This is a genomic window from Desulfococcus sp. (assembly GCF_050178255.1).
Classification (GTDB): domain Bacteria; phylum Desulfobacterota; class Desulfobacteria; order Desulfobacterales; family Desulfococcaceae; genus Desulfococcus; species Desulfococcus multivorans.
This window is the reverse complement of record NZ_JBFXGG010000190.1, coordinates 1-3295: the sequence shown is the minus strand read 5'-3', so window position 1 is coordinate 3295 and position 3295 is coordinate 1. Positions and strand designations below refer to the sequence as shown.

At 55.5% G+C, this 3295-nt stretch carries 2 protein-coding genes; one reads left to right on the top strand and one right to left on the bottom strand.

All coding sequences use genetic code 11. The features are described from left to right. Positions 1-647, top strand: a 647-nt coding sequence (locus tag AB7S84_RS17025) for an HNH endonuclease (RefSeq protein ID WP_428155984.1), incomplete at its 5' end; no start/stop codon positions are given. A gap of 28 nt (positions 648-675) precedes the next feature. Here AB7S84_RS17025 and AB7S84_RS17020 read toward each other — a convergent pair. Next, positions 676-3295, bottom strand: a 2620-nt coding sequence (locus AB7S84_RS17020; RefSeq protein WP_428155982.1) for a 1-acyl-sn-glycerol-3-phosphate acyltransferase, incomplete at its 5' end; no start/stop codon positions are given.

Below are 3295 nucleotides of genomic sequence, written 5' to 3'. Positions count from 1 at the left end.
AAACCTACGACGAATTAAAGCAGCGATTGCAGAAGGAGAACCACAGTTTGTGGCTCAAATCCGTGTCGGGGGACCGGGGCACCACCAGCCGGGATGGCAAGATCCGGGTGCGTAAACGCAAAAGGGCCGATGCTTCCGGCATTTTAACGGATAGTCCGTGCCCGGCCTCCCGAAAAAACGAAACGCCTGAAAAACCCACCCCCTTGCATGCCCATGCCCGGAAAGTCGGACCGGCCTTCCGTCCACAGGTGATTGAAAAACCAGTGGCGGGCAAGCCATGGAAATCCGTGGCCGATGGAACGGAACCCTTCAATCGAAAAAAGAACGTATTCGACTCGGTGTTGCGCCGCTGCGGCATGTGCTGTGAGCACTGCGGACAGGCGATTGCCGCCAATGCCGATCCGGAAAGCGCGCTCAAGCCGTTTTACATCCAACCGCTATCCGAAGGTGGCGAACACTCCATCAAAAACATGGTGGCGCTCTGCCCGGCTTGCCTTGAAGCCGTGCAAAAGGATCCTTCCCCAAAAACCATCAAGGATCTCAAACGCAAGACCCGCTCCAAGCTTTACGATTCCCTCCAAGTGATCCATAAAAAGACGGCTCACAAACGGCGTTCCCAATCCGGCCGACGGCAAACAGAAGAATAGTGCCCATCCAGAGGCGGACAGTCCGCCACTATCGGGCGATCAGGTTCTGGTAGCGAGCCAGGGTCGCCTCCCAGATCCGGATGTTCTCCTCGTCCTCAGACCCTTTAATCCCGATTTTATTAAAGAAATTCGCAGCGTTGCCGTAGATGGCCTTTGAAATCGACTCCTGGAGACGAATTTCGCCCTGGCGGAGCATCCGATTGCCGATGGCCAGCATGTGTTTCAACATTTTGCTCCGATCATGGTGATTACGCCGATTTTTGGCAAAGTAGACCAGCGCCGTCTGGTAGGCGGCAATGAACGGCTCGACATATCCGGCGAAAAAGATCAGCTTGCGGTATCCCTCGGAGGAAAGATAGTAGGTGTCCGGCATGCTCGGGTGGGGAACCAGGATGGCCATGTCGATGAAGGCCTTGACGGTCTTGCGCACAATGAAGGCCGGCGGATGCTCGGGATCGGGGTTGAACTCTTCGGAAAAAAGCTCCTGCAATCGCCGATAGGTGTCGTGCAGATCCGTGGCCGAGAATTGGAAGGCGTCCTTTTCCAGAATCGCCAGGGCCGTGAAGGCTGCCGGAATGAAATGGCAGATACTGATGTTTTTATAGTAATCCAATGCGTTGCGTCGATTTTCGATGACCCGCCAATTCTCTCCGGAACCCCCACCCTTGGCCGCGTCATCGATGCCTTGGATGAATTTACGGCCATGGTAGTGGGCCAGGGTGTTGTCCAGGAAACTCTGGAATTCCTGGGTCAGGGAGTCGGCCATGGGCGCTCTCTGGGCCTCGAGCAGACGCATGGCCGCTTCTGATCGGAATTCCAATTCCTTGCGGGAGAGCATCTCCTTTCCACCCGAGAGAAGGACGCCGGCAATCATGGATTGGGGCGTCACCACGGTCTGCCGGTCGATGGCATTCATGACCTGTGCCCCGATCTCCCGGCAGATAACGTTTTGCTGCTTGGACGACAGGGAGGAGGCGTTCATCGCTTGCTCGGCGAGGGCCTCGTTCAGGGAGACGGGATTGCCGAAATTGAGATAGACGCTGCCGTAGCGGTTTTTCAACATGGACTTGGCCTTGAGCATCTGGCGGAAGTTTTCCGGTGTTTTTTTCCCACCACTGATTTCATTCAGGTACGATCCCTCATCGGGAATACGATCGTAGGCGATGAAGACCGGGATGAAAATCAGATCCTTGCAGGCTCCCTCGAAATAGGCGTGCAGCAGGATGGAGAGCATGCCCAACTGGGGTTGCAGGAGTTTCCCGCTACGGCTGCGGGTGCCTTCGATATAGACAGCGATGTTGAAGCCTTCCCTGAGCAGCTCGAAAATATAGGCCGAGAAAACCTTGGCGTAGAAGACCGCGCCCTTGAAGCTGCGACGCACGAAAAAGGCGCCGACACGCCTTAATATCGACGCCATGGGCCAGAAGGCCAGGTTCTTGCCGGCAAAAATGTGCGGGCAGGGCATGTGGTTGTCATAGAGCGTATAGGAAAGCAGGAGCGAATCCATGTGACTCTTGTGGGCGGGAACGAAAATCACCGGCCCCTTGCGTGAAACCCGTTTGATTTCGGCCAATGCATCGGGACTGGCCGTCACCGATTCGAAGACCACGCGCAGGAAGTATCCGAGGATGCGATGGGCCAGATTGATGAACGACGGGCTGTAATTGGCGGAGATCTCGTCGATATAGCCCAGGGCTTCGCGGTGGGCTTCGAATATCGTGGTGTCCCGGCGCTTGGCATAGGCGACCATGAACTGACGCAGTTCCGCGCTGGTGAGGATCTCTTGTTTGATCTCCTCCGGCATCTTGATCGTCGGGCCGGTGATGCTGCGTCGATGGGCATTGATCTGCTTGAGCAGATCCCGACGCAACTTCATGGCCAGGTAGGCGGGGCTCTGCCCCTGGTTTGTCGGCAGATCGAGAAAATGCCGAAGATTGACGGGGTCGGAAACCTCGACGAAGATTCGTTCGGGTTTGTTGAAAAGAATTGCCAGGCGCCGCAGCTTGCGCGGCTTCTGCGGCGAACCGAAAATGATGTCGGTCAGCGTGGGATAGGTCGAGGCCGGTCGTTTGCTGAATAGCATCAATTGGGGAACCAGACAGATGGGACGCTTCATCCCCTGCTGGATCTGGATCAAATGGCGAATGGGATCGGCCTTGGATTTGACGAAACTGCGATAAAAGTCGCGTCTTCCCACCAGCGGAAGATAGGCGGTGGTCCCGCTTTCGATCTCCTCGCGAATGAAGCCCGTTTGATAGGGATCGCGCAGGGAAAAGTGCCGCAGGAAGTGACGGATCTGGACATAGGCGATTAGCAGCAGCCGTCCCACCGGCTGAAGAATGCGGATTTTGCCCTCGAAATAGAGCTGCGGAAAGGGCAGGCGGGCCTGCATGTAACGTGTGAAGTAAAATAAAAATTCAAAATAACTTTTGTTTTTGGATACATAAACAATGACCGCATCGTCGGGCAGGTCATTGATCGTGCTTTGGAGCTGCGGGTTGATGGATACGCCGGAAAAGATCCGACGAAGGATGAACAAGGTAAAAAAGCCGACTTTTGCGGGCAGCCAACAGGTAAACAGTTTCTCTGCCGGCCCGGTCATGCGCAAAAACAGGTGTTTGATCATGGATGCGGGTTTCATGGCGCGA